The following is a 25,393-nucleotide window of genomic DNA, read 5'->3' on the forward strand; positions in this document are numbered from 1 at the left end:
TTCACGCGTTGGGCATATCAAGCTCTGAGATTTACGCTTGCAACTACTTAACCTGACTACCGCCGATATCCCGCGTGCGATGGAATTCGTGACGGCAGCTGGCTGGAATCAAACGCCGGCTACATGGTCGCGATTTATCAGCTTTCAAGCCGCCGGTTGTTTCAAAGCCATCCATGATGGCCAGATGGTTGGTACGGTCACATCGACTTGTTATCAGCGCGATCTAGCCTGGATTGGCATGATGTTAGTTGATCCACAGATGCGGCGGATGGGTATCGGCCGAGCGTTGATGAAACAGGTGATTGCGTATCTTCGCGATCTTGACATGCAGACGATCAAATTAGATGCCACGCCGATGGGCAAGCCGCTCTACGAAGGCCTCGAGTTTGTGGTGCAATACGAATTTCAACGCTGGCGTCGCGAAGCTCGGAGCGCTACTACAGTTCCGCTAACTTCGACTTCGTTCGAAGATTTGCCGGCAGCGCTGCGCGAGCTCGACGTGCGAGCCTTTGGTGTAGATCGCTATGAGTGGCTAAAGCTGGCCACTGCGGATGGGCTAGCCTATGTGACCGAGGAAGGATTCGGAATGCTGCGCCCTGGTCGACTGAATGACTACTTGGGACCTATCACGGCCGCGGACTTTGAATCGGCTCGTCACATTGCGCAGCGGCTATGTGAATCGACCAAGGCTGCCTTGATATGGGACATACCTAAAGAAGATCCACGCGGTCACCAGTTGGCTCGCAGTCTTGGATTTACACCGCTGCGGCCGCTCGCCCGCATGGTTCTGGGCATGGATCACACGCAGCCGGACCTGAGTCTGCAATGGGGTATCTGCGATCCGGCCAGCGGCTAGCTATACGCAGCGTTTACCATCCATGTGCGTTGGTCAGTGATTTGCCATCTGAGAGTCAATCGCTTCGTTTGCCTAGCCTGGCGGCTACGGGTTAAACGATTTGCCGCCAGGCGAGGTGTACCCTCTAACCATACGCAGCGTTTACCATCCATGTGCGTTGGTCAGTGATTTGCCATCTGAGAGTCAATCGCTTCGTTTGCCTAGCCTGGCGGCTACGGGTTAAACGATTTGCCGCCAGGCGAGGTGTACCCTCTAACCATACGCAGCGTTTACCATCCATGTGCGTTGGTCAGTGATTTGCCATCTGAGAGTCAATCGCTTCGTTTGCCTAGCCTGGCGGCTACGGGTTAAACGATTTGCCAGGCGGCGGTGAGATTAATCGATAAATGCAAACTCGTTGGAGGCCAAAAGGGCTTGGGCGAGTTGGTCGAGGGCGGCCATGGGGGCCGGGGCAAGCGATGGAAGCTGCTTGCTCGAGTCGAAGGTCTCGCCGCCAGCTTGATACTGAATGCGCACTTTCCATTCAAAGCTATCGTGCGCTTCATCGGTGATGCAGTCGGTTACAAAGTCGAGCGTATCGCCGGCAGTAACGTTTACGGATTTGACAACCGTTCGCTCTTCTTTCTGTTTGACGATCCACTGGCCGAGTTTACCATCGCGGTTGGAGACGATCGTAGTGCGAACGCCATCACCCATGTCGGAGCGATGGTGAGCCTTGCCACGTACCGATACGATGCCATCGCGCGGCGCAATCCAACGTCGCACTACCGACAACTCCAGACTATGACCTGGATGCCCGCCTTCTTTGTTCAGCATGCACCAACCCAGCGTAGCGTCGGGCAACTTAGCGCCACCCTGCCACGCGCTCTCGGCCAAGTGCGGCAATTTGGTGAAGCTCTTCAGCTGACCACTTTCAGGTTCGAAGGCTCCGTAGCCACACTGCCAACGCTCGGGAGCAACGTGCGCTTCGGAACTCGATACGGTCCTCAAGAAGTCCACGCCTGCACTCAATTCATCCGCATCAGGCTCGCGTCTCAGCACGTGCACAAAGAGAGCTTTCACCTGAGCGGTATGATCATCTGCCACGCCAGGCATAGCCGTTACCTGGCGACCGATAGCCTGAGCGACTTCGCTTTCGAATGCACTGTTAAGGATGTATAGCCCCTGTTGCGGCACGGTGGTCTGCAACCGCTGGGGACTGTGTGCATCGGGACTGGCCACGTCAAAGTTGCGAAAGACACCAGGCAAATTTTGACGATCGATGTGCGCATACACCGTACGTCGATGCGAGTAGGGTCGCTCGTGGATCTTTTCGCTTTCGCCGCCAATGCGACTGTCCAATTGACCTGCCGACATCAGCGTACTGTCTCTGAGCGATTCGAAATCCATGCGCCGACGATTGCTGCGCCAGTACAATGAATTTTCGGCATCGATCGCCACAGCTTCGGGTCGTGCAAGGCTGCACTGCTGATAAGTTGCCGAACTGATAATGGTGCGAATGAGTTGTTTGACGCTCCAGCCGCTATCGATAAATTCAATAGCCAACTCGTCCAGGAGTTTTTGCAAGCGTGGCGGCGGGCAACGGGCCCCGAAGTCGCTGGGCGAATCAACCAGCGAAGTGCCCATCAAGCGCATCCAAACCCGATTGACCATGACTCGCGCCGTTAGCGGATTGCTGGCCGAGACAATGCGGTCCGCCATTTCGACTCGGCCACTGCCTTGTGCGAATGACTGAGATTCGGGAGCCAAGAAGCTAACGAACTTGCGTTCTACTTCAGCTCCGCGATTTCCCGGCTGACCACGTATCAGGACAAATGATTTGCGTTCTTCCTTGGCTTCCGACAATCGGTGCGGCCACGGTTCACCTCCGGGTTCTTCTGTATTGAGAAAGACACCGTACAGCGAATAATAGTCAGCCTGGCTGACCGGGTCGTACTTGTGATCGTGGCAGCGCGCGCAGGCGAGCGTCAATCCCATCAGCCCGCGCGTGGTGACGTCCAAGCGATCATCGATGATATCGTTCTTGTTGTTCAAAAAACGGCGGCCTAGTGTTAAGAAACCGACGGCTGGCATCTTGCCCTGTGCATTTTCTGGGTCGAGCGCATCGCCAGCCAGTTGTTCGCGCACGAAGTCGCTGTACGGTTTGTCAGCATTGAAGGCAGCGATCAACCAATCACGATATTTAAACGCTTGTGGATAGTTGCGATCTTCTTGAAAGACATAACCTTTGGTATCTGCATAGCGGGCAACGTCCATCCAGTAGCGTGCCCAACGCTCGCCAAAGTGTGGTGAAGCGATGAGTCGATCGACGTAGCGTTCGATAGCTATTGGCAGGGGTTGCTGATCATTCAAGAACGTCTCAGCAATCTCGGCCTCAGGTGGCAGACCGGTCAAATCGTATGCAATGCGCCGCGCGAGCGTCACGCGATCGGCAGGTGGCGAAGGTAACACACCTTCGGCCACTTGAGCGGATAGGACGATCGAGTCGATGCGCGAAGTGTTGAATCGTTTGATCGCTTCAATGGCAGCGGCTTGCCTCAGACCGTTCGATTCGGCCGACTGCAATTGATCTTTCCAACTGGCCAGATCGGCCCTTTGAGGTAGAACATAGGCCCAGTGAGTGGCCGCTTCTTCGGGTGTCAAGCGTTTAATGGCGCTGGCGGCCGGCGCAGAGCCTTGTGGGGCACCTTGAGCGCCGCTGGCTACCCATTTACGAAAGTCTTCGATGACGTCATCCGGCAATTTGCCAGCCGGCGGCATTTGCAGTTCGTGATCCGTGTAAGTGATAGCCTTGATCAACCAGCTCTCATCTGGCTTGCCCGGCACCAGGGCGGCACCTCGCGTGCCACCACCGCTCAGCGCTGCGGCTGAATCGAGCATCAATTGGCCGTTGGATTCGCCTGTGGCGTGCGAATGGCATTCAAAGCAGTGCTGTTTGAGCGCGGGCTCAATCTTCTGCTTATAAAAATCAGTCTGCTCGTCGGCGCTGGCGCTCGGAGCCAGTGCGTAGCAAATTGATAGCAGGGCGGCTATGGAGAATCGCAAACTCATGCGGCAAGCTTATTTTCAAACGGAGGGACTAAATCGCGAGACCAACGGTAGCGGTTCAGTAGGGTGGAGGGCTCCTCCATTTTACACTGCGAGATCCAACAGGGCCAGTTAGCCCACTAAACCGAGGGCGTTAGCCCCGGTTCCTAGTCGAATGCGCTGCAACCGAGGCTAACGGCTACGGCTTAGGTGTCCGGCTAATCGGTAAACTCGTCAGGTTGCGCAAGAGTTGGCTGTTAGTGAAGGCGTAGCGAATGTTTTTAGCGAAGTGGCTGCGGGGAGTTTCCGATGTAACTGGCATACAAACCAGCGAAACAGGACGTCCACCCTGTCGCACTCGCTGGAAAAACTTCGACATTCCATGAACGCCCAACAACTGATCAAGAGCCTCGCCGCTTCACGAGCACAAACGATCAGTATTAGAAGTCTGAGGACTGTGGCGGGAATGTCAGGTATATAGAGACAGGGTGGTCGGTGGCCATGGATGGGGTTACTAACGCAAGCCGGTGATCGCTTTCATCGTAAAGAATCGCCAGGAACCAACCATGGTCTTTGCCAAACCCCATTTTTTACTTTTCTGCGACGCCAGTGTGTCCAGCCAAGCGCAATCGGATTCCGATCCGGTCGGCGGTCGCTGGCACTTTGTGCTCGAACGCATCGACGCTCAAGCCCGGCTTGAAGCGGCCGATGGCGAGCGGGCCACTCCGCGCGAACGTTTGTCGTTACTGGCTGTTGTCCGCGGCTTGGAAGCCTTGGATGAACCTAGCCAAGTGACATTGGTAACCACTAGTCGTTACGTCGCTCGCGGTCTGCGATATGGCCTGAGCGAATGGCGCGAGACTGGTTACATCTGGGAGCACTTCGGAGTGCAGAAGCCGATTCGCAACGCTGATTTGTGGCAGCGTATCGATGGTGCGATGCGCTATCACGAAGTGGCTTGCCGCTTGCTGGAGTCCTCGCTGGCTCAGCAAGTTTCCTCGGTCGCTGAGGAAGTGACCAACCCCGTAGATTCAATGTTAGTTCATGAAAGTGCGGCTGATTTGGAAGAGACTCGCCCCTTGATCCCAGCGCCTCATTTTCACGTTCGCAATCGCCGCCAAGCGGCCGAGCTCGATTCAGACTGGTCAGCCCAGGAAAGTGAGCAATCGGCTGAGCAACCGGTTCGACTGGCTGCCAGTGTCCGGAGCGTTCCACGTGCGCACCTACAAGGGCGAGAGTCCTCGTGGTGGCAATTGGCGACCGGATGGTTGGGATGGCGACAAGGTCGTCCGGTCGGCTCCCGAGGCTGGGCCGGACTTTCTGGAAGTTTATCTGGCTGAGCGGTAATCGCCCATCGCGGTTGGGATGCCTTATTCTGACCGCCCGCTTAGGTCCAGATTCAGCCCCCCAGTGCGTGTTCTGCGGCCAGGCTGTGCACCAAAACACGCACACAATTTGCATTAACCCACAAAATCATTACTCGACAACCATGCCCCAGCCCTCGCTCCATGCCCTGACGGCTCGCGGCGTGCAGGTTATAACTTTTAGATTCCGGAGACCGGTGTGCGTACTCAACTTTCGTTGCACGGCATTAATGGGTTGATCGAAGGTCAACTAGAGAACCCAGCCCAAATGCTTGGCCCCCACACGATCGAGCACGGCGGACGCCGGGCAGTTTCGGTGCGCGCCTACTTGCCCGATAGCGAGCAAGTTTGGCTTGTCGATACGGAACAGAATACACTGCGAGCTATGCGTCGCGTACATCCATCCGGATTCTACGAAGCGCTATGCCCGCTGGGAGGGCCGAAAGATACAGCCAACTATCGTCTGCGCGTTGCTTCAAAGAGCGGTGAAATCATCGATATGCACGACCCCTATGCCGTTGACCCATTCCTGTCCGACTTCGATCGCTTTTTGTTCGGCGAAGGTCGACACTGGCAACTCTATAACAAGATGGGTGCGCACCTGCGCACCATCGATGGCATCAGCGGAGTAAACTTCGCCGTCTGGGCCCCCAACGCACAGAGCATTCAAGTCATCGGTGACTTCAATGGCTGGGATGGCCGACAACACTTGATGCGTAAACACATTCCCGCCGGCGTATGGGAGTTGTTTGTGCCGCACATCGGCGCCGGCCAGAAATACAAGTTCCGCATGCGCTCCTGCGATGGTCAGATCATCGACAAGAGCGACCCGTTCGGCTTCTATGCCGAACTGCCTCCGCGCACCGCATCGGTCGTCACTGATTTAGATACCTTTCAATGGCAAGATTCCGAGTGGATGGATCGTCGCGCTGGTCGCGATCCACTGCGGGATCCGATCAACGTGTATGAATTGCACTTGGGATCGTGGCGCCGCGATCCCAACGGCACGCACGGCTGGATGAACTACCGCAATATTGCGCATCAACTAGTCGACTACTGCAAAGAGATGGGCTTTACGCACGTCGAGCTGATGCCGATCAGCGAGCATCCGTTCAGCGGCTCGTGGGGTTATCAAACCGTCGGCTACTTCAGCGTTACCAGTCGCTATGGCACGCCAGAAGACTTTATGTACTTCGTCAACCATTGCCATCAACATGGTATTGGTGTGTTGATCGACTGGGTACCGGCTCACTTCCCTAAAGATGGACATGGTCTGCGTCGCTTCGATGGCTCGGCTCTGTATGAGCACGAAGATCCACGCCAAGGCGAGCATCCCGACTGGGGTACGATGATCTTCAATTACGGACGCAACGAAGTCCGTAACTTCTTGATCTCCAATGCGCTGTTCTGGATGGACAAGTATCACATCGATGGCCTGCGCGTCGACGCTGTGGCCAGCATGTTGTACTTGGACTACAGTCGCGAAGCCGGCCAATGGGTGCCTAACGTATACGGTGGTCGCGAAAACTTGGACGCGATTCACTTGCTGCGTGAGTTCAACGAACAGGCTCATGCGCAGTATCCCGGTATCTTGACAGTAGCCGAAGAATCAACCGCCTGGCCAGGCGTGAGCCGTCCGACCAGCGCTGGCGGATTGGGCTTCTCGCTCAAGTGGAATATGGGTTGGATGAACGATACGCTGCGCTACATGCGGCACGAACCGATCCATCGCGCCTATCATCACAACGAGCTGACCTTCAGCTTGATCTATGCCTTCACGGAAAACTTTTCGTTGCCGCTTTCGCACGACGAAGTGGTTCACGGCAAAGGATCGCTGATCAGCCAAATGGCCGGCGACCTGTGGCAGAAGTTTGCTAACCTGCGCTTGCTGTATTCCTACATGTGGACGCATCCGGGCAAGAAGTTGCTGTTCATGGGCAGCGAACTGGCTCAGTGGCATGAATGGAACTATGACAGCGAGATTGGTTGGGATTTGTTACAGTGGGATACACACCGCGGTATCAAGCAATTGATTGCCGACCTGAATCACTTGGTCCAGCGCGAACCCGCCTTGCACCAAGTCGATTTCCGCAGCGAGGGCTTCGAGTGGCTGGATTGCATGAACAACAACGACAGCATCATCTCGTACGTCCGCAAGGCCGAGAACCCCGATGACTTTGTCGTCGTTGCTTGCAACATGACGCCGATCGTGCGCCATAACTATCGCTTGGGTGTGCCACGCGCTGGGTACTACACCGAGATTTTCAATAGCGACTCGAGCTTCTACGCTGGCAGCAATGTCGGTAACTACCCTGGCAGTACCGCCGAGTGGCACGGTCACCACGGTCGACCCGCTTCGATGATGCTGACGTTGCCACCACTTGCGACAGTTGTGCTCAAGCCACAATCGTAGTCGCGTCCGTAGCCACCGTCGCCAGACGGTGGACGCTTTAAGTTTGTTTATCCACCGTTTAGCAGTGGCCAAGCGGTGGTTGCGCGACGACCGCTCGATATGCCCCACCGTCTGGCGACGGTGGCTACCGTTACTGGCTAATCAAACCCTGGGCTTCGAGCACAAACTTGCCGAGCTGGACATCGACGACGCGGTCTTTGGCGGCCGCGCGGCGAGCTAGTTCGTCTTCCAGTTGTTTCAACTTGTCACGCAAGCGACCGACATCGAGTTTTTGTTTGGCCAGCAGCGCTTCGCATTCTTCTGCCAGCAGCTTCTTAAGCTCTTTTTCTAGCTTACGGAACACATCGTCGTTGTCCTTGTTACTTCGCAAATCCAGACGTACGTCGTCGATCCACAGATCAAAGGCGACCAGTTCACCTAACAGCTTCAATTCTTCTGAAGTAAACCTTGGTGCGATTTGAGCCAAGAGCGGCGCAGGGGCATCGAGTTCAATGATGCCCAGCGGTACTTGCGAGGACATTCCGCCGTCCATCATCCCACCCATGCTGCCGCCCGAACCAGGCATGCCGCCCATACCAGCCATGCCACTCATCCCACCTTTCGCGTAGCCGCTGTCTTCGCCGCCTACCATGGCTTCAAAATTCGCAACTTGTTTGGTCAAGAGTCCCACCATGACTTCGGCGCGTTGCCAATCGCTATCTGCCTCGTTAGCAGGTGGATTGCCGCGCGTTATGGCCACTAGTTCTACGCGTGCCACTCCCGTATTGACCATCACCACAGGCGCGGGAGAGCCTCCCATCATGCCGCCGCCGCCCATACCGCTGCCCATGCCCATGCCTCCACCGCCAACCATTGCGCTTCCGCCCATCATGCCACCTGGTGCTCCTAAGCCTATGCTCATTGGCATGCCTCCGCTGGCTTTCGATTTGGAATGCCAGCCTTCGGTAAATTGGCGTCGCGGCTTGGACATACCTGGCGAGTATTCGTAGAAGGCAATGCGATCTGCCTCGACAACTTCAGTGGATCCGTCTTTCTTCATCACTTCGACGTTTACCGGAGAACCCGTTGCCCCAAAACGCGCGATCGCTTTCGGCTCAGTCGAAGCCTCTTGTGCCTGCAGCCGCGCAGGTGCCTCGACTTGGCAGGCGAGTCCGCACACAAACAATAGGCACGACCAGAATCTTAATTTCATAGTTGGTATCGCTTTCCTTAAGAGGGTTGGTTGTAGCCGATCTCGCCAGAGATTGGATGAGTCAAACGTGATGCGTCCAAAGTCTGGCGACTTCGGCTACGGTGGTTGTAGCCGATCTCGCCAGAGATTGGATGAGTCAAACGTGATGCGTCCAAAGTCTGGCGACTTCGGCTACGGGCTAAAAATCGTTTACCGTACGTGTGACCGCTCGTATTTCGTTCTCAAATGTTTGCAAGTGATTTTCGAAGCTCTCTGTATGCACACCGCGCATGGGAAAACTGTCTTCGCGGTTGTCAAGTTCTTGCTCGAGAACACTCACTTCTGCTGACAACGAGTCCAACTCGGTCCAAGTTCGATGCAATAGAGTCGAACTAGGGGAAACGAATTCGGGCTGATCCGCGCTTGCCATCATGTCTCCGCTGCTCGACATTGCTTGGTTGGATGCGTCCAAACCGCTTACGTAGGGAACGGCTCTGCCTGAAGAAGGAGACACGCGCGAATTCGCAAAAAAAGGTACCCAGGCCAGCATCGCGGCTGCTAGCAGGGCTAAGAGCACTAGCGATCTCATGCCGACCGTTAGCAGCGGCCCGCGCCGTTTGCTCAAACGAGGTCGAGCATCCATTAGAGTTCGCAACCTATCGCGGACCGCTTCACTGGATGCGGGACGGCCACCGGCTGATTTGCTCAGCAGGCGATCGACCAGCTGGGATACTTCGCGCGGTACATCGTCGCAGATGTGCATTAGCGATTGATGCGGCGAGTGGCATAGAGCATTCAGCACGGCCATCGACTCGCGGCCGCGAAAGGGTGGTTGGCCTGCGATGGCAAAGTACATCAAAGCTCCCAGCGAAAACAAATCACTGCGGCCATCGACGTCTTCGCCTCGAGCTTGTTCGGGTGACATGAAGTGCGGGGTACCAGCCAGCAGGCCGCTCTGAGTCAACGTGGCATCATCCATAGCGCGGACCAAACCGAAATCGGTCAGCAGCGCTCGCGAGCCATCGGCTTCTAGCAGCACATTGCCAGGTTTTATATCGCGATGCACCAAGCCCTCGCGATGCGCGGCGCATAACGCATCGGCAAGTTGCCAGCCAACACGCACGGCATCACTCCAGGGCATCGGACCATGATCGCTGATCCATTGATCCAGTGTGGGGCCGGCAACGTACTGCATCACCAACGCAGGTATGGGTGGATCGTTGATCACGTCGTATAGCGGCACGATGTGCGGATGGTTCAGCATGGCTGCTGCGCGACCCTCGCGGACAAAACGTTGTCGAGCCGATGGCATCGACCACAGCGTCATGCCGAGCGTCTTCACTGCAACTACGCGATGAAGCTCTGTATCCCAAGCGCGAAAGACCAGTCCCATACCTCCGCGACCGATGAGTTGCTCGAGTTCATAACGCCCTAAGGTTGCAATCGGTTCGGCATTCGAAACGTTGCGTAGCGAACCTTTGCTGGAACTTGTCGTCACGTGGCTCGAACGCTCGCTGAGTATCTTTTGTAGCTGAGCCAACTCGTATTCGCACATCGGATCATTGATCAGAGCTTGCGCTGGCTCGAGCGACAGAGGCACGATCGAGTCGATGAGGTGCGTTACGTCCTCCACGCGCTCGCAAAGTGTCTCACTGGCCTCTTGCCAAAGCTGCGATGAACCCGCGAGCTCTTCGAGCGCTTGCTGGCACTTATCGCATGTTTCCAGATGAGCGGTCCAGCTGTCGGGCAATTGGTCCCGATCAAGTTCGCTGGACCATTGCTGAATCGAGGGACATCTCTTAAGCGGTTTGACGTTGGCGTATTTCATGATTCACCTCCAGCGGTGTTGGAGGAGGCCGGTAGCGGGGCCTGGTAGCGGATGGATTCCAAGTGTTCGATTTCCTCGCGGAGCAGCTTCATCGTCCGCGACCGAGCCACATAGACGCTGCCTACCGAAATGCCCAGTTGTCGAGAGACGGCGGCTGCGGGAATGTTATCGATGGCGGTCGACATGAAGGACAGCCAGGTTACTTCACTGACGCGTGATTTGACTAGCTCGGCCGCGCGATGGAAAATAGCCCGGCGATATTCTCGGTCGAACTCCTGCTCAATGTCACAGTCAGAAACTGGGGCGACCGGTTCCGTCTCCAGCGCCTGGCCGACGCGCATCAATTGCGCGCGCTGGCGAAAGTGATCGGCCAACAGGTTGGATGCAACGCGATAGAGCCACGTGCGGAACTGGGCGCGCTCCGGGTCCGGCTTCCACCGCCCTGCGGCCTGCGCCACAGCCACCAGTAGCTCTTGGACAAAATCTTCAGCATCTGCCGTCTGCAGCCCACGGCGTCTGGCCAAAGCCAATACCGCCGGCGCGTACAACTGTGCGAACTCACGCCAGGCCACCGCGTCGTTTGCAGCTGCCAGGCGTAGGATCAGGCTAATTCGAGTTTCCGGGAATGGTGACAAGGTGTTGCTCCCAGAAAGTTACTCTCTGCGAATCGCAACATCTTACACTCATTTTACAGCGGGTTCCTCTTTCTGCCTTTGGCCGTGCGGCATCGATTAACCCGTAGCCGCACAACCGTAGCCGAAGTCGCCAGACTTTGGACGCATCACGTTTGATTCATCCAATCTCTACCTTGGTCAGCGCAATCGTTTGACCCTTAACCGGCAGGCGAGGTGCACCCTCTAACCAAAGGGTGCGTTTACCTGAGTGTCTGCAGGCTTAATGAAATGTCTATCCACAGCACGTGTACTCCTGCGGCTGCCTCGCCTTCGGCTACGGGTTAAACGATTTGCCGCCAGGCGAGGTGCTAGCTACCGCATCGAAAGCCGTGACGGCTTCAGCTACAATGTTGGCCGACACCTACTTGGAGAACTGCCATGTTCAATTGCATTTTGCTTGTCATCCTCTGCGCAGCTGTTCCGGTGATGGCTGCTGAACCACCAGTACCCGCTGGTTTTCAGCTGATCATCTCGGAGGACTTCGATAGCGACTCGTCACTGTCCAACTTTGCGTTTTCCGACCCCAAGGCTTGGCGCTGGACCAAAGATGGCGAGAGAGGCGGAGCACTGGAGTTGTTCCAGCAGAGCAAGTACGAAACAAAGGTTCGTTCGCCTTTTAATATTGCTCTCTGGTCACGCAAGCGCTGCGGCGATTTTGTGATGGAAGTCGACTTGAAGCAAACGGGCAAAGAGTACGGGCATCGCGACATGGTGCTCTTCTTCAACTTTCAATCGCCCACAAAGTTCTACTACACGCACTTGGCGACTAAGCCGGATCCCAACGCTCACAATATCTTTGTCGTCAACGAAGCGCCCCGCAAGTCCTTTGCACCGGTATCACCCACTGGCATCGACTGGGGTAGTGATTGGCAGCACGTGCGCGTTGAGCGCATTGGCAAGGACATTCGCGTGTTCTATCAAGACATGACCAAACCCGTGTTGAGTGCTCAGCACGATGATTTCCATGAAGGTCATATCGGCGCCGGCTCATTCGACGACACCGGCATCATAGACAACTTGCGAGTCTGGTCGGCCACCCCTACCACCTGTGCCCCATTCTCCTTCACGCCTTAACATTCCCGTATGTCTTTCTTAGGACGGGTCTGCATGCCCGTCCTAAGAGCTGCAAAAGTAAGGTAGCGGAGGAGGGATTCGAACCCCCGACACGCGGATTATGATTCCTTTGTTCTATTCAAAAATACACCTGTTTCCCAGGGATTTGCAACAGTTAGGGATTCCCAGACTAGGAATTGTCCAGTTAAACCGTACAATTGTACAGAGGCCAATCCGAACGTCTAACTTCCTGGTGCGCTGTGGCAGAATCGAAGAAACTGAAGAAACCTTATGCGGATTTTCCCCTCACTCCAACTTCTAACGGGTACTGGCGGAAAGAGATCAACGGTAGGCGAGAGCGGTTCGGAACACGCTGGTGCGATCCGGCTGAAGCACTCGAAGACTACAACCTAACGAGAGAAGCACTAAAGCGCGGAGAGCCCCGGCCAGCCGAGAGCCGACCGATACCATTGTTCAAAGCCTGCGACGACTACTTGGAAAACGAACTGAAGAGAGTCGCCACCGGCGACATGAAGCAACGCACCTGGAAGGATGCCAAAGACGAGGTCGATCACATGCTGCTGATCATGCCCGCGCGGATGGCGATCCACAACCTGGGACCGCAGCACTTCGCCAAGCTTCGCGAGAGCTATACCCGGCCGGGCATCAGTGCGACCACGGTCTTCAACCGAATGACGAGAGCCATGCGAGTGTTCAACTGGGTCCAAAAGCAGTTCAACACGCAGCTCAACATGGGCAACACGTTCGTCAAGCCAACTGCCAAAGCGGTTCGAGAGCACAAGCAGAAGACGGCCAAGGGGATGATCCCGCCGAACCATGTCCGGCTGCTGATCGAGCACGCCAAGAACCCTCAGATTAAGGCCATGCTGTGGCTCGCGATCAACTGCGGGTTTGGCAACACGGACGTTGGTACGCTAACGCTGGAGACGTTGCTTCGGCGGTTTGATGAGGGATGGATAGAGTATCCTCGCCCGAAGACAGGGATGGCCAGGGCTGGCAAGCTTTGGCCAGAGACCGTCGATGCACTACGGCCGGTGATCGGCAAGCGACAGAAGGGGCTCGTGTTCATCACGAAGTATGGCAACCCTTGGTCGACAGACACCAAGGCAAGCGCGATATCAGCTGAGGTTGCCAAGGTGCGAAAGAAATTGATCGAGAAGGGTGAGCCGCTGAACCCTGAACTGAACTTCTATGACTGCCGCCGAATGTTCCAGACCATCGCAGGCAACTGCCTGGATGAGCCTGCCATCGACTTCATCATGGGGCACGTAACAGACGCCAAAATGTCGTCCATGTACACACAAGGAATCTTGGACGCTCGGCTGACTGCGATCTCCGATGAGGTTCGACGGTGGCTGTTCAGTGCCGACCATCGAACCTACATATCAACCAAGGGTTAGCCAAAGGTTCTGGTCAAGTCGATCTCGTCTGTGCTATGGCGACTGATCTGCTTGCCGTATTGTGTGTACTGGCTTGTTACGTTCGAGCCGAACCGGGAAATGAAGATACGCTTCTCGGTTCGTTTGATGACAACGAAGTGATCGACGTTACGCTTCTCGTCAATCCAGTACACGCGAGGTAGCGTGCAGTGGGTGATCTGACGCTCCAGGTCGACCAGTTCGTCTTCAGCGACTGGCAATGTTCCACGCTCGCTGGAGACTGAGTATAAACCCTCGTTGCGCAGGATAAGTGCGGCTTGGCTTCGAAGTCGCTTGGCATGCTGCTCAGAAGTCTCAGCCTCTTTGCTGATTCGCTGGTATTCTTGCCTCAAGTTGGCGATCTTCTCCCGCAAAGCATTGCGTAGGTCAACCAGTTCAACGAGTAATGGGGATGGTGTTGTCATATCTTGACGTGCTTTGCCTTGTGAATTGTTTGCTTCTCTGGAAGGAATGTCTCAAGCGCGTCTCTCCGTATGCGATACGCTGGTCGCCCAGGTTCGCCTACGTCGGTTGCAGCGAGACGCTTGGTTCTGATCCACTTAAACACTGCGGTCGATCTCACACGAAAAGCCTCTGCGACTTCGCAGGGTGTTAGGTATCGCTCGGGAGCGATCACGGCTTGGATGTACCGGACAAAGGCAATCGCGTTCACTGGGTTTGCCAGTGATCGCACAGCTACGGGATCGATGCCCGCCTTGATTGCCTCTTCGTTTGCCATCCGTAGCAGCGCAGCTGCTTCTGCATAGACATCCAGGTCGGGCTCCGGATGCTTACGCAGCTTTTGCAGCTTCGAGAGGATGTTGTCGAGCGTCTTCACAGTGCAACCCAGACTACAGCTTCCCGACCGCTCTTGGTCAGACGACGTAGATTGGAATCGACAACACGTCCGGCTGTGACCAGCTCACCACGTCTTGGTCGCTCGGTCGATCCATTCATGCCGGTTGCAATCTGTAGCTCTTCATCGGTGGCTCCCTCAGTACGGCTGACCAGCAGGTCATAAATGGTTTCACGCAGCGTGCGAGCGCTCGGGAGGATCGATGCTTCGGCTGCTTTGCTTGTCTCTTGGATTACGGTTGTCATGGCTTTATCAAATGTTTGTCAAAGGTTTTAGACGGGTTTAACAGGTCTTTCGCTTTGGTGGTCAGTTCGATCTGATCGTAGTGACCGTAGTTGACTCGATGCACCAGCTTCTGTTCTGTCAGCACCTACAGGGTGCCCAGCGTCACCGGCATCTTGTCGCTCTTGAATCGGTGGATGCCCAGGCCGATTCGAGTTGGAGTAACGCTACTGCTGCTCCAGGTAACGGAAGCTCGCAGCTCGTCACCAGCACGCAAACGTGATAGGACTCTGTTCTGGAATTTGCTCAACATGATCGTCCGTAATGCATCGCGAACGCAGCGTTGCGTTGCTTCTGGCGATACACCCACAAGGGAGTCGCCAGCAGTTTGCATTTGCTGATCAAGTGGCTAGCCTTGGCAGCTCGCCCTGTTTCGTAGTAGAAGCTGTACCGCTCGCGAATCCTGGCTAGGATGCGTTCGTACTTGGCAGCTCGCTTCAGTCGTTGCTTGTCGCTCATGGATCACCCCTTTTGAATCGTGGTCTACCCACTAACCACCGCTCGATTCAAAAGTGGCCTGAAAATTTCAAACAAAAAACCGGGTCGTGTTTCCACGCCCGGTTGTGAGTGTCGAGACTGCGCGAATCCGGGGGGGTGAATGGCCCCGAAAAACCCTTAGCTTGGGTATTCAGAAGGTATCCGCCCGGCTAGGGTGATAACTGCGCTGACTATACCCGCCTAGCTGCGGGATAATTACATTGTTACCTTCGCTGGAATAGGATGCCCAAATGCTCGGACGCAAAAAACAGTTCGGAACACCGCTGCTTTTACCCACTAGACTGGGTACAATTTCTTGCGTTCTCCGGCGCTGCGCCTGAGAATTACTAGTTCGCCAGTTCAAGGATGACAACCCAATTTAGGACCAGCCATGCCAAGTGAACCAATCGACCCAATGATGGCTGCCCACATTTTAGCCCAAGGATTCAAATTCGGTGTTCGAGTCGGCAACCACATTAACGGTAGCACGCATGACATTGAACTCTCAGTCATTTTACAAACACTTGCAGACATAGCATCTGGAGATTCGACGATCCAACCAACTGGCGCAGAACTCAATGTGCAATTTCCAAAACTTGCGAAGATTGCAGAATCACTTGTCAAAGGAAACGCGTCACACGATCAAATTCACGCCAAAGTTCTTTTCGGTTACATTCGGGGTGATTTACCATATGGTACAGATACTCCAACCTGAGGTACTCTTTGTACCGACGCTTATCGTCATGTGTTGGCGACTTCTGCTTCACGCCGAACAGTATTGCAAGCAGACTTGAAACCAATCCCCTGCGGCTAACTAACATCATTGCCTCTGTTCTGAAAAACTGGCGAACATTTAAAGGATTAGATTCTGCGGTGAGCGGAGAAGGAGAGCCTCGCCGGGAGTGAGGTCATCTAGTGAGTGAGACCTGGCGTCAGAGTTGACTAGCCAGAGATCTAATCCAAGGTTCAAGGAAGCCGGTATCGCGGCGAGCGAGAAGTATGGATTTGGCATGCGCGATGCTTATAGGGCATTCGAATTTAGAGCGCAGGATACAGTAGAACAAACAGTCGTTTTTCCCTGGACTTTTGCAGGTTCGAGGCACCATGAGCGCGGACCGGTAGGACAGTTTCCCGGTCTCAAGCAAAGATGCACGACCACCGATTGCTCGGTTGCTTGAGCCTGATTGTCGAGTGTGTTTAAGCAAAGCCGCAGGTTTACAGCCGTGACCAGACATGCAAGACTAATTGATGCCGTCCCGCCGAGCAACTCCTGCCGCGATAGCGGCTTACTTGAACAAACGGATGCACCAAAGCCCGCGATGGTGCGTTTTTTAAATGGTCAATCACCTGCGCGGGCTTTGGTGATCCGTAGCGTTCCATTCTGAATGCAAAAAATCCGGTCAACAATACTATCAATCGTGAAGAGCAGAGCGAATGGTTCAAACAAAACAAATCGACTATAACGACGCGACCCTATTTGGAAACGATGCAGCAGAAGACGAAAACCAAGATGTCTTCAACGCATACTTTGTGCCTCGCCCGGAAGTTGATTTGTTTTGCCAAGGAACACGGCCCATCGCGATTCTTCGCGCCTATCGAGGCGAAGGCAAATCCGCAATCATTAGACACGTTCATCAGCTGAACATTGCGCAAGGTATTTGGTCAGTGAAGCTAACTGGCTCTGCGTTATCACCAGCAGTTGAAACAAACGATCCAAACGTCTGGAATCGAGAGTGGCAGAAATCAATCCTACAAGCAATCGCCGCAGACGTTGGTCGTCGAATTGGCGTTGCTTGGACGGATGATGCCATGAGTCTGGTCGAAGAAGCTGAGCGAACAGGGTTCAAGCAACGGTCGCTGATAGGATCGATTTTCTCGAGGCTTAAGGTAGACGGTCTACCTGAACTAAAGGACAAAGTCGGCGCGTCGACGATCGGGGTAGTCCAACGTTATCTCGACGGTAAAGAACCGTTTTGGTTGTTTGTTGATGACGTTGATGAGGACTTTCAAAACACAGATGTCTTTCGACAAAGAGTCTCGTCTTTCTTCTCTGCTTGTCGCAGTTTATCTAATGCGGTTCCACAGATTATTGTCCGTTCGTCAATCCGGCCAAATGTATGGCGAATACTGAGGGCCCATTCGGAGTCACTTTCAAAAGTTGATCAATACGCGATCGATTTGCAATGGGATTTCCCAGCCATTCGAAGAATGCTTGCAAAAAGAATCGAGGGTTTTCTCAAGCGTAGTAAGTCTATCGACTTGTTGGAACGGTTTAGTAACCAGAGAGGATCCGTTTGGGAAGAATCCCTATGCGACCTAATATTCGAAAATCCCATGCAATGGGGCTATAACAAAGCAGCACAAAAACCAACTTTTCGTCATCCGTCGACTGTTCTCGCGACGCTGTCTCGTAATCGTCCCCGTTGGCTAGTGGAGCTTTGTCGTCTTGCAGTTAAAAAGCGTTCCGTTAGCGCCGGTCATGTGACGAGTCGTGATCTAACAAGCGTTTTGCGAGAATTTGGTAGAGAACGTGTCGAGGATCTTGCAGCAGAGTATCGGTCTGAATGTCCTCAAGTGCAGGAGATAATTAATGCTTTCGCAAACACGCAGGAAGATTTCACGACTGATCAGTTGATCAATACGATCACGAATCGAGTACTCAATGGATTAGTGATCACTTTAGCGAGCACAGGTACTGTTACGCGGCCAATGCAAGTTGCGGCGTTTCTTTACGAGATCAGTTTCTTGACTGCTCGGCGAGAAAATGGGGACGGAACTTACACACACTATGTATTCGCTGACAAACCCGAACCGCTACACAACCGAACAAACATCGATCAGGGGCTCTCCTGGGAAATACATCCTGTTTTCCGGCAAGTACTTGGACTGCGCGACGAAACTGGAAAGATAATAGTGGGAATGGAACAAAACCGTGCACCGAAGTCGCGGTCTAAGCGATTTTGACTTCAGAAACCGCACTTGCCGCAACTCGGTCATGGTAGTCGTTCGTCAGTTCAACCTGCGAATATTCGGCTTTCAGACCAACACGTCTATCTGATACCATTGCAGATACAACGAATGCTCAAGTGAGACGAACGCTACGAGGTAAAGACCATGCGCTGCACGTCGAAAATCCTGCTTGCCTTCATGTTGACCTTATCAATTGCAGTGGGCAACGTTAATGCCCAAGCTTCCAACCAAGATCGCGATGCCCCGATTGTTAAGAAGCTCGATGAAATCCTCAAACGACTCGAAACAATCGAATCTCGGCTCGCCAAACTGGAAGCGAATACGGTCAATAGGTGGCGCGTCGACGAACGCGGGCTCCTACTTGACGCCTTGGGCAAGCCACTCGGCTTCTGGGGCATTGACTCCGTCATTCAGCAACCCGTACGTCGCTAACCAACTTAACAGTCACTGACGAACAAAAGTGGACCATAGCCGCGTTGGCTACCGCTTTTGGGATGGTCAATCAATCGACGCGGCGATGGTCAACGCGACCGTTCGTACCGCCATTACAACCGCTTGGTGTTGGGAGTTAAAATGAATCGCGCTGCTTCTTTCGCAATAGTGGTGCTCGCAGCTGTTGTTAGTATCGACAGGTGCTGCACCAAAGTTCGCGGACGACCGGTGCTCTCGACATGGCCGCGTCACCTGCGCGAACTTAGGTGACAACTAGCGTTATCAGAGAATGCTGAATTCCAGCAACTTGTTTCCTTTCAATAACATGAAGAAGCGAAATGACAAGAAGTCCCCGTAAGCTACTTCTCTTCGTAATTTGTAACTTGGTCTTGCTTAACACCGAAGCGTTCGGTCAAACTAGGAAATACTCGGAAGCATTTGACAAAGCGCGTAAGAGCGAGCCAAAGATAGTCAATGCACTCAAGCCATTGACCATCTCACACTCAAATCTCGATAAAAAGGACCTCCTCGTAAAACTAAACGAATGGGGAGAGTTCGGGACCACATCGGCTGCCATACCCCGAGCAGCATTTATATTGAAAGATGAAGTCATCGTGATGAAAGTTTTCTGGGACCAGCAGATTGAATCGAAACCGAAAGACTGGGTCGAAACCGAAGCAATGAATCACTGTTTTCGTGTTGCGGATGATGTAATTGGCGAATGGAACAAAGATCGAGGCACTCGATTAGTACGTTTTGCCGGTATCGAACTCGTCGCGATTCCGTTCGACCAAAGGGAAACGGCGAAGCAAGAAGATGGAACTCAGAAAGTTGAAGTCGTCGCAAGTCCTGAAGTTGTGATTCTGATCGAGTAGCCGACCAGCACGCGGATCTTGGGCTTACAATGAGCACCGAAGTCGCGTGGCTTTTCGGCACCGGTAAGACTGGCGAATACTTCACTCGCTAACGGCTACTGGTGTCTTCTAATTCCTGTTTCACGCATGGGGGGGCCTACTGTTGATCAGCAACCTAGCATGTGTTACCTTCGGGTGCGGCAGTTCGTAATCGATCCATATAGGAATTGAATGCATATGGCCCTCAAAAACGGTGACAGAGTTCGCTTAAAAAGTGGCGGTCCAGACATGACAGTAAACCAATTGGACAATGCTGGAATGGGAGTCGAATGTGTTTGGTTTGACGGAACCAAGCGATGCAGCGCATTCTTTTCTGAAATGACGCTCGAACCGGCTGCATCGGCAATGCCTCCACGCCTGGTAAACCCGTAGCTGGGGCGGTCTCCGTATTCAACCATGCAGGAACCACCTATTCAAACGTCTCGCGAAGTAGAGGCTTTCGCAATCACTGCAGGGGCGCTTCGCCAGTTTATTTGCGGTCTACCGGATCGGTCGGTAGTTGTCGCTTTTCCATATACCTCATGCAACCTTACCATGGATCAGGTAAAGGATTCCCTTCGGGGCTTAGGTGATGCAGATTACATGTACGACACTTCGGGATGGTATGTCATCAGAAAATTGGAGACGACTGGCGGTTGGCTTCGGATAACATTCGATTGGCGGTACTGGATTTACGCAAATGCGGTTGGTTTTAGTTCAGAATTTCGCCAGATGATAGGACCGGAACTATGCTCTCTACTAGACAGCGAACTTGGGATGGCGTATGCAACCTATTCTTCGGGATTAACACTCGATAGACTAATGAACCTCATGCCAGTACTCCACTTGTGTGCCGATAGAGTTCAGCGGAAATTGCCGGTAAATAGTCTTGCGATTCGATTGCTAACAGACCCAATTGCAATCTTGAGTAGCGCAATCGACGTTTGGCGAAATGACAACGGCTACATAAACACTAGATTTGCAGGGGGTGGATTCGGTCTCGTTGGAGCATTACAAGGTATGGCACTAGCCAATACGCTGAATTCTTTCATCGACTCCCAAAACAAAAAGGCAGCCAACGCCCACATTAAAACGATTGAAATGCCTCTCAGTTACGGATTTGAACATCTTCGCGCGACACAACGGTTCATTCAATAAGTCCGAAAACGTGCTGAACAAACCATTGACACTTAACTCAACATGCCACGCATCTTCTTGATAAATGTAGGCGCAAACTCAGCGCATCGATCAACCGCAAGGTGTCCGCTTTTCTCTGATGGCTCATTTGTCTTTGTGCCTTTCCCCTACGACGACGGTTTTGAGGGAATGTGGCCATATCCCGCCAACGCTTGGCGATTCACTAATAACCTACGATGGCACCAAACTCATGTTGATCCTGATTGGCCTCAACTGACCTACGGCGATTACTTTCTGAATCCCCGCGCTGCGACCCTGAAGACTGCTGAGCCAAACGACATCTTGCTTTTCTGGTCACTTTTATGGGACAACACCGGCGATAGTTGGTTCGATTTCACCGACCGTCAATCATGGCACCTAATCGGCGCACTCCGAATCGAGGAAGCCTTGTGGCCAGGTCAACGACCAACGGATGCCAAATCAAACAACCATCAGCGTGCGGCATATAACGCGCATTTCAATGGCGACAACTCTCCTTTGAAACCGGGAAATGTAGTATTCATTGGCGATGAGAACTACTCCGTGCTTTTTGACTTCGCTGTGCCCTTGGTTAAGAAGCTTGATCGCACGTCTCTGCTCTACCGAACATTTCGGACTGCGTCTGGCGATACGTTGCCGCTAAACGGCAAACACTGGAGCAGCTATACTCGAAGTTGTCGCGCGATTTGCGACACCGATAACAAAGATGATCTAAACCGTGCCAAGTTACTTCGAGACGCCATCGCAAAACGAAACGACTTCGACTTACTTGCCGATCTCTGATGCTGGAAAGGCCAATGGGTTTAACAGAGCGGACGAACCGGGAGGTTTGGCTATGCTTGCTCTACTCCACGTTTGATAGGTGCTAGTAAACCTTTCGCTCGGCACCGTCATGGTCGACGTAAGTGCTCGCCTCGACCTTGACAGCCTGTTGCATAGTGCCCTTTCCGCCATTCATCTTCAGCTGTCGTACAGGTGGTTGCGTGCTGCACATGTTGTTCTCCATCGTTACTACAACACCATGCCAACAATTGCACAAGAATTAGACAAGAAGTTAGTTAGTTTGATCGATGTCCAAAATGATGCTCGGGACATCATGCGGAACATTGCCCAAGCGATCACGGATGTCAGAGACCGCACCAAACCCAAGCATCGAGGCGATCCTGGGCAGGTCGCTCCACGCGCAAGCCATCGGAACAGTCTCGTTGTCGCGAGAAATAATTTCGAACTGCTGCTGTTTGCAGTTACTCTTACAACCATCAAGGAATTTAATGTAGCGAATCTCTTGCATTTCAGCCCCAATACGTTTTGCAAAATGTAAATGAATAGCAGGGGCTGGAATCGAACCAACGCTGATCAGTGCCCCTCAACACTAACCATCAGCCCACACCAATTAGGACTGCCCTGCTGTGAGATTATTCCGACTCCTTGGCAGCTCGCAAGGTGCGACGGAAAGCCGTGGATGTGACTTCATCAGCCACTTTTCGAAGGTTGCGAACAGCAGCCCGCAACTCACTGTGCGCGTTGGCCAACTTTATTGACTCTTCATCGTTCAATGTTTGGTTCAAAGCCTCCGCGCAAGAATTCATTGCGGACTTGAGCAGCACCTGTGCTGATCTTATGCCAATGCCGCTCCCCATCGGAGGTTCATTGCTCGTTGTCATAATTTAATCCCAATTAGTTTGCAGTGTAGGTCGAGTCGTTGTTTGTACTCGGCAAGCGTCCCGCAGTCACATCGTCAACGATTCGCGACTCATTGAGAATGAAGGTCTTGTGTCTGCGGTCTAATGTCCAACCCACCGACTCGCTTGCTATGTAGGGATGAGTTGAAGGATTCTGATTGGCCCAAACCTCGACGTGAACACGCTGCCATCTGGTAACGTCTCACCGCTATGCACGTTTCGCTCGACTAGGTTTGTCACTGCTGACCGCAGCCGTAGCACTGTGTCGTATCGCACTGTCTTTTGCTGCTTTGACTGGTGCTTTAGCTTTGGGCTGTCGAACGCTCGTATTGACAGATAGCTTCCCAGGCTTAGCTGCTTGAGGACTTCCTGCTGCTTTCTTGTCAGCCGCGCGTTGTGATTTACGCTCGGCTGCACGCTCCGTCTTGATCCGCTCCCGCTCTCGCTCGGCTTGACGCTCGACGGCTTGATCATAACGCTTCAATGCCTCTTCGTATCGTTGCTGCCCCTTGGCATACAGCCTGCGATTCCATTGCTCGCATGCTTGCCTCGCCCACTTGCGCTTGCGATGGCCATTGCTGACCAGTTGGAACGATGTTCCGTTCCACCACAAACCCAAGAATCGCCTGGGGTATTTGTAAGGGTGTTTATAGGTGGCTTCGACGATCTGGTAGACACCAGCCTTCGAAGTCCAGATGCGGCGGACAGCAAACTCGCTCTCCGTCTTGGTTGTCTCTCGCTTCCAGCGAATTGGCCGCAATGGCTTCAGTGGTTTCGGTTGTTGGATTCTCAGTTTTCCCATTGTTGTCTCCCGCTTACTAATCACCGCTCGATTCAAAAGTGGCCTGGGAAAATGAAAATTATTCTGGGTCGTCTTTCAGTGCGTACTCTGGAACCTTGGCTTGCATTGCACCATGCACGATGGCATCGACATCAAACCAACGTGTGCAGAAGTTTCGACGTGGATCACCGGTCGGTGGTAGCAAGTAGAAGGTGCCCAGGTCTGAATTCAGCGTCCAGCCTCGGTCCAATCGATACCCGATGACGGCCAGCAACATGACCGCGCTAACGGTGACTTGCTTTGACACGCGAGGTGAACGATCTTCTGGCGGGAACAGCTGCGACAGAAGCACTTCGCCTTTGATCGTGGTGACGTAGGTCGGGCAATCGTCTTCGTAAGTGAACACGATGTAGCCTTCGTCTTTCAAACGCTCGGTAGCAGCTCGGCTGGCTTCGTTCTCGTGGACTTTGACGACTTTGCCGTTGCATTGACGCAGGATGTCGATTTCAAGTTGCATGCCTTAGCTCTTCAGGAAGTTGTTGATCGCAGTTGCCGTAGACGTTGGGCTCAACAGGTCGAGTGCCCAGCCTGGGAAGTATGAGTCTTCGATCTCAGTCGCCAGTCCGAGACGCTGATCAGCTGTGAGCGATCTCAGCTCAGCACGCAGAGCAGCACGCTCAGTGTTCGCCCATCCCATTCGCTCATGCCCGAACCAATCGTGCTTGAGCAACCGGGTTGCCAGTGATTGTCGACGGTCAACTGTTGTGGTCATGGTTAGTAGTCCAGCGCGCGTTCGATGTACTTGCCCTTGCAAGTGCGGACGTACACGGTTGGCTGCTCATCGTGGTGATGGAACAGCTCAACTCGTGTGGGGCGATGCGGCAGTCCAAACAAGGCTGCGCGTTCGTAGTTGGCTGCGGCCGGAACCTTCTCAGCCAACTTGGCGAGTTGCAGTTCCGTTGTTAGCAATTCGTCGCATTCATATGACATTGTTGTTGTCTCCTTACTAGAAGCATACAACAACGACACAAGAATTCCAACTAGAATCGTAAAAGAAACCAGAGCAGTCCCAGTTGGCTCAGTATCAAACCAATGGCCACTGCCCAGCCGATCCTCGGCCGTTTCTGCATCAGATACGCCAGCACAAGGATGGCCAGGATGTTGCCCAGGCACTTGAGTGCCATGAACAATGCAACGTCGCCTTGGTCGATCTGGATCAGCCACCGGCCGATTGGGTTTAGCTCCATCTCGATCAGCGTCGTTTGAGTCTTGATCGAGACATAAATGTCGTAGATGCTCACGCCTAGGATTGGCATCAACACGAACAGCTGAAGGATGGTCGGGTCCATTACTGGGCTCTCCGGTTCTGTCGGGCAGCTCGGCGGGCTTGACGTGCTTCGGCGCGGGTGGTCGGATCGGTCGGTGCCGGACTCACCGGGGATGTTGTCGCGATATCAGTGCCAGGTGTCGCGGGTGCTGGTTCGCTCGTCTTGGGATCACCGTCCGCAGCGACAGGGTCAGATGTGGCCGGGGACGTGGCTGGCTTCGCTTCCCTGGCGTTGCGAATCCATCTGATACCTTCGACTGGTCGAAGCTTGAAGATGCCGCCATCGTCGAATTTTCGTGCTTCCTTGCGATCCTGGCGAGCCTTCTCGTGGGCTGCTTTCCGCTCTTTGCGGTTCGCGGTCCAGGTATCGAGAATCGCCTTGACGGAGCCGTAGGATAGCCCGGTCATGATCGACGACAGCGCGGTTGGGAAAATGAGCTGGATGGCAATGACCGCAGCCATCATCAGGGCTGCGATTACGGAGGCGGACATGGTGGTCTCCCGATAGTGAAGTGGTGTTTAATGCGACACCACCTAACCACCGCTCGAACCAAAAGTGGCCTGGAAATCTTGCCACAAAAACGAAAAAGGGCTGACACCGTTTTCAGTGCCAGCCCTTGCAACGAACACACGAGAGCTTCTAGTTCTTCTCGGCAACTTTCTTCCGTGCAGCTGCGATGATCGACATCTTG

At 53.7% G+C, this 25,393-nt stretch carries 29 protein-coding genes; 13 read left to right on the forward strand and 16 right to left on the reverse strand.

The window, feature by feature from the left end; translation table 11 throughout:
* Positions 1 to 37: 37 nt before the first annotated feature.
* Positions 38 to 856, forward strand: a complete 819-nt coding sequence (locus SH573x_RS17470) for a GNAT family N-acetyltransferase (RefSeq protein ID WP_479348943.1) — start codon at positions 38 to 40, stop codon at positions 854 to 856.
* Positions 857 to 1,231: 375 nt separating this feature from the next.
* On the opposite strand, the gene SH573x_RS17475 is transcribed toward SH573x_RS17470, so the two are convergent.
* A complete protein-coding gene (locus tag SH573x_RS17475) occupies positions 1,232 to 3,907 on the reverse strand; it encodes a PSD1 and planctomycete cytochrome C domain-containing protein (protein WP_479348944.1) in 2,676 nt (891 codons plus the stop codon).
* Between the two features lie 542 nt (positions 3,908 to 4,449).
* Between SH573x_RS17475 and SH573x_RS17480 the strand changes: the two genes are divergently transcribed.
* On the forward strand, positions 4,450 to 5,223 hold the full coding sequence (locus SH573x_RS17480; protein WP_479348945.1) for an RNase H family protein: 774 nt from the start codon (positions 4,450 to 4,452) through the stop codon (positions 5,221 to 5,223).
* Positions 5,224 to 5,446: 223 nt separating this feature from the next.
* A complete protein-coding gene (gene glgB / locus SH573x_RS17485; RefSeq protein WP_479348946.1) occupies positions 5,447 to 7,660 on the forward strand; it encodes a 1,4-alpha-glucan branching protein GlgB in 2,214 nt (737 codons plus the stop codon).
* A 130-nt stretch (positions 7,661 to 7,790) separates the two neighbouring features.
* Here the strand turns inward: glgB and SH573x_RS17490 are convergent, their stop codons facing one another.
* The 3 genes from SH573x_RS17490 to SH573x_RS17500 form a co-directional block, all read right to left on the reverse strand.
* Positions 7,791 to 8,852 (reverse strand): hypothetical protein, encoded by a 1,062-nt coding sequence (locus tag SH573x_RS17490; RefSeq protein ID WP_479348947.1) that lies wholly within the window; start codon positions 8,850 to 8,852, stop codon positions 7,791 to 7,793.
* Positions 8,853 to 9,030: 178 nt separating this feature from the next.
* The gene (locus SH573x_RS17495) at positions 9,031 to 10,659 is read right to left on the reverse strand and encodes a serine/threonine-protein kinase (protein ID WP_479348948.1); all 1,629 of its coding nucleotides are present in this window, start codon (positions 10,657 to 10,659) and stop codon (positions 9,031 to 9,033) included.
* Positions 10,656 to 11,294 carry an RNA polymerase sigma factor gene (locus SH573x_RS17500; protein WP_479348949.1) on the reverse strand — a complete coding sequence of 213 codons (639 nt, stop codon included), beginning with the start codon at positions 11,292 to 11,294 and terminating at the stop codon, positions 10,656 to 10,658. The genes SH573x_RS17495 and SH573x_RS17500 overlap by 4 nt, the downstream gene beginning before the upstream one ends.
* Before the next feature lie 417 nt (positions 11,295 to 11,711).
* On the opposite strand from SH573x_RS17500, the gene SH573x_RS17505 reads away from it, so the two are divergent.
* Positions 11,712 to 12,407, forward strand: coding sequence for a hypothetical protein (locus tag SH573x_RS17505; RefSeq protein ID WP_479348950.1), 696 nt, complete (start codon positions 11,712 to 11,714; stop codon positions 12,405 to 12,407).
* A gap of 239 nt (positions 12,408 to 12,646) precedes the next feature.
* Entirely contained in the window at positions 12,647 to 13,807 is a 1,161-nt protein-coding gene (locus SH573x_RS17510) for a site-specific integrase (protein WP_479348951.1), read from the forward strand.
* On the opposite strand, the gene SH573x_RS17515 is transcribed toward SH573x_RS17510, so the two are convergent.
* From SH573x_RS17515 to SH573x_RS17535, 5 genes are all read right to left on the reverse strand, one after another.
* Positions 13,804 to 14,250 (reverse strand): hypothetical protein, encoded by a 447-nt coding sequence (locus tag SH573x_RS17515; RefSeq protein ID WP_479348953.1) that lies wholly within the window; start codon positions 14,248 to 14,250, stop codon positions 13,804 to 13,806. The two genes, SH573x_RS17510 and SH573x_RS17515, sit on opposite strands and share 4 nt — an antisense overlap.
* The gene (locus tag SH573x_RS17520) at positions 14,247 to 14,663 is read right to left on the reverse strand and encodes a helix-turn-helix domain-containing protein (protein WP_479348955.1); all 417 of its coding nucleotides are present in this window, start codon (positions 14,661 to 14,663) and stop codon (positions 14,247 to 14,249) included. The genes SH573x_RS17515 and SH573x_RS17520 overlap by 4 nt, the downstream gene beginning before the upstream one ends.
* Entirely contained in the window at positions 14,660 to 14,926 is a 267-nt protein-coding gene (locus SH573x_RS17525) for a hypothetical protein (RefSeq protein WP_479348957.1), read from the reverse strand. Before SH573x_RS17525 ends, SH573x_RS17520 begins: the two co-directional genes overlap by 4 nt.
* A 125-nt stretch (positions 14,927 to 15,051) precedes the next feature.
* Entirely contained in the window at positions 15,052 to 15,216 is a 165-nt protein-coding gene (locus tag SH573x_RS17530) for a hypothetical protein (RefSeq protein ID WP_479348958.1), read from the reverse strand.
* Complete coding sequence (locus SH573x_RS17535) at positions 15,210 to 15,422, reverse strand: hypothetical protein (protein WP_479348959.1); 213 nt, start codon at positions 15,420 to 15,422, stop codon at positions 15,210 to 15,212. The genes SH573x_RS17530 and SH573x_RS17535 overlap by 7 nt, the downstream gene beginning before the upstream one ends.
* Positions 15,423 to 15,831: 409 nt before the next feature.
* On the opposite strand from SH573x_RS17535, the gene SH573x_RS17540 reads away from it, so the two are divergent.
* The 8 genes from SH573x_RS17540 (at position 15,832) to SH573x_RS17575 (ending at position 22,232) form a co-directional block, all read left to right on the forward strand.
* Positions 15,832 to 16,155: a hypothetical protein gene (locus SH573x_RS17540; protein ID WP_479348960.1), complete on the forward strand. Its 324-nt coding sequence runs from the start codon at positions 15,832 to 15,834 to the stop codon at positions 16,153 to 16,155.
* Positions 16,156 to 16,874: 719 nt separating this feature from the next.
* Entirely contained in the window at positions 16,875 to 18,404 is a 1,530-nt protein-coding gene (locus SH573x_RS17545) for a P-loop ATPase, Sll1717 family (protein WP_479348961.1), read from the forward strand.
* A gap of 150 nt (positions 18,405 to 18,554) precedes the next feature.
* Positions 18,555 to 18,842 carry a hypothetical protein gene (locus SH573x_RS17550; RefSeq protein ID WP_479348962.1) on the forward strand — a complete coding sequence of 96 codons (288 nt, stop codon included), beginning with the start codon at positions 18,555 to 18,557 and terminating at the stop codon, positions 18,840 to 18,842.
* A gap of 389 nt (positions 18,843 to 19,231) precedes the next feature.
* Complete coding sequence (locus SH573x_RS17555) at positions 19,232 to 19,717, forward strand: hypothetical protein (RefSeq protein WP_479348963.1); 486 nt, start codon at positions 19,232 to 19,234, stop codon at positions 19,715 to 19,717.
* 216 nt (positions 19,718 to 19,933) lie between these two features.
* The gene (locus SH573x_RS17560; protein ID WP_479348964.1) at positions 19,934 to 20,128 is read left to right on the forward strand and encodes a YodC family protein; all 195 of its coding nucleotides are present in this window, start codon (positions 19,934 to 19,936) and stop codon (positions 20,126 to 20,128) included.
* A gap of 162 nt (positions 20,129 to 20,290) precedes the next feature.
* Entirely contained in the window at positions 20,291 to 20,893 is a 603-nt protein-coding gene (locus SH573x_RS17565) for a hypothetical protein (RefSeq protein WP_479348966.1), read from the forward strand.
* 42 nt (positions 20,894 to 20,935) lie between these two features.
* Positions 20,936 to 21,694, forward strand: a complete 759-nt coding sequence (locus SH573x_RS17570) for an Nmad3 family putative nucleotide modification protein (RefSeq protein ID WP_479348967.1) — start codon at positions 20,936 to 20,938, stop codon at positions 21,692 to 21,694.
* Between the two features lie 109 nt (positions 21,695 to 21,803).
* On the forward strand, positions 21,804 to 22,232 hold the full coding sequence (locus tag SH573x_RS17575) for a hypothetical protein (RefSeq protein WP_479348968.1): 429 nt from the start codon (positions 21,804 to 21,806) through the stop codon (positions 22,230 to 22,232).
* A 94-nt stretch (positions 22,233 to 22,326) separates the two neighbouring features.
* Here the strand turns inward: SH573x_RS17575 and SH573x_RS17580 are convergent, their stop codons facing one another.
* The 7 genes from SH573x_RS17580 to SH573x_RS17610 form a co-directional block, all read right to left on the reverse strand.
* Positions 22,327 to 22,500 (reverse strand): hypothetical protein, encoded by a 174-nt coding sequence (locus SH573x_RS17580; RefSeq protein WP_479348969.1) that lies wholly within the window; start codon positions 22,498 to 22,500, stop codon positions 22,327 to 22,329.
* A gap of 301 nt (positions 22,501 to 22,801) precedes the next feature.
* Positions 22,802 to 23,395, reverse strand: coding sequence for a hypothetical protein (locus SH573x_RS17585; protein WP_479348970.1), 594 nt, complete (start codon positions 23,393 to 23,395; stop codon positions 22,802 to 22,804).
* 58 nt (positions 23,396 to 23,453) lie between these two features.
* Positions 23,454 to 23,891: a hypothetical protein gene (locus SH573x_RS17590; protein ID WP_479348971.1), complete on the reverse strand. Its 438-nt coding sequence runs from the start codon at positions 23,889 to 23,891 to the stop codon at positions 23,454 to 23,456.
* A gap of 3 nt (positions 23,892 to 23,894) precedes the next feature.
* A complete protein-coding gene (locus SH573x_RS17595) occupies positions 23,895 to 24,146 on the reverse strand; it encodes a hypothetical protein (RefSeq protein ID WP_479348972.1) in 252 nt (83 codons plus the stop codon).
* 2 nt (positions 24,147 to 24,148) lie between these two features.
* The gene (locus tag SH573x_RS17600; protein WP_479348973.1) at positions 24,149 to 24,364 is read right to left on the reverse strand and encodes a hypothetical protein; all 216 of its coding nucleotides are present in this window, start codon (positions 24,362 to 24,364) and stop codon (positions 24,149 to 24,151) included.
* Between the two features lie 50 nt (positions 24,365 to 24,414).
* A complete protein-coding gene (locus SH573x_RS17605) occupies positions 24,415 to 24,723 on the reverse strand; it encodes a hypothetical protein (protein ID WP_479348975.1) in 309 nt (102 codons plus the stop codon).
* A complete protein-coding gene (locus tag SH573x_RS17610; RefSeq protein WP_479348976.1) occupies positions 24,723 to 25,193 on the reverse strand; it encodes a hypothetical protein in 471 nt (156 codons plus the stop codon). Before SH573x_RS17610 ends, SH573x_RS17605 begins: the two co-directional genes overlap by 1 nt.
* Positions 25,194 to 25,393 lie beyond the last annotated feature (200 nt).

This window comes from Rania fehmarnensis (assembly GCF_056494185.1).